The organism is Streptomyces sp. NPDC127092, assembly GCF_042722475.1.
Lineage (GTDB): Bacteria > Actinomycetota > Actinomycetes > Streptomycetales > Streptomycetaceae > Streptomyces.
Genome location: NZ_JBHXFE010000268.1, coordinates 1 through 1,307, shown reverse-complemented (window position 1 = coordinate 1,307; position 1,307 = coordinate 1). Strand labels below are relative to the sequence as shown.

The window sequence follows — 1,307 nt, the reverse complement described above, 5'->3', positions numbered from 1 at the left end:
CCACCACCCTGCGCTACCTCGGCGGCGTGCGGGTGGGCGCCCTGCCGGACTCGCTGGCCTTCTCCCCGAACGGGGCGTACGTGGTGGTCGCCAACGAGGGCGAACCGGCCGACGACTTCTCCGTCGACCCGGAGGGCACGATCTCCGTGGTCTCCGTGCCGAAGAACGCCCAGCAGTTCTCCCGCCTGACCCAAGACGCGGTGCGCACCGTGGACTTCCGCGCCTACGACGCCGGCACCGCCCTGCCCGCCGGCGTGCGCGTCTCCGGCCCCGATGTGGCCGTGCCCGCCGGTCACGAGCCCGCCGGTCGGGTGGCCCGCAACCTCGAGCCGGAGTACGTCACCATCGACCCGCCCGGACGCACCGCCTACGTGTCCGTGCAGGAGGCCAACGCCGTCGCCGTCGTGGACCTGAAGTCCGCCACGCTGGAGGACCTCTGGGCGCTGACGCCCACCGACTGGTCCACCGAGGGCATGCTGGACGCCTCGGACAAGGACGGCGGCATCGAGCTGGGCCACTGGCCGGTCGACGGCCTGCCCATGCCCGACGGCATCGACACGTACCGCTGGCGCGGTCAGAACCTGGTCGTCACCGCCAACGAGGGTGACGGGCGGGAGTGGGGCGACTTCAACGACTCCGAGCGCGTCAGCGACCTGGACCTGTGCGCCGCCGAGTTCCCGGGGGCCAAGGCCCTGCAGAAGAAGGATGCCCTGGGCCGCCTGAAGGTGCTCACCGACCTCGGCTACGACTCTGAGCGCGAGTGCCACTCCTCCCTGACCACACTGGGCGGCCGGTCCTTCTCCATCTACACCGCGGACGGCACCCGCCTGTTCGACTCCGCCGGCATGATCGAAGAGCAGATCGCCCGGCTCGTGGCCGCCGGCGAGCTGCCGGAGCACGCGTTCAACGCGAACAACGACGAGACCCCGTCCGGGGACTCCCGTTCGGATGACAAGGGCCCCGAGCCCGAGTCCGTGGTGGTGGGCACGATCCAGGGCCGCACCTACGCGTTCGTGGGCCTCGAGCGCATCGGCGGCGTGGTGGTCTTCGACATCACCGACCCGCGGAACGCCACCTACGTGGACTACGTCAACGACCGTGACTGGGATGCCGCGGGCGACGACGCCGCGGCCGGCCTGGGTGACATGGGCGCCGAGGGCCTGACCTTCGTGCCGGCCGACGAGTCCCCCTCCGGCACCGCCCTGCTGATCGTCGCCAACGAGGTCTCCGGCTCGACCACCGTGTACGAGGTGGATCCGACCCGTCGTCAGTGATCCGCTGACGCGGACCGGTTCCGGGAGCGTTGT

1 protein-coding gene is annotated in these 1,307 nt (G+C 71.2%); it reads left to right on the top strand.

What is annotated here, in order from left to right; translation table 11 throughout:
* A partial coding sequence (locus tag ACFWJO_RS39570; RefSeq protein WP_386873117.1) for a choice-of-anchor I family protein occupies nt 1–1,274 on the top strand: 1,274 nt, incomplete at its 5' end.
* Nucleotides 1,275–1,307: the final 33 nt, after the last annotated feature.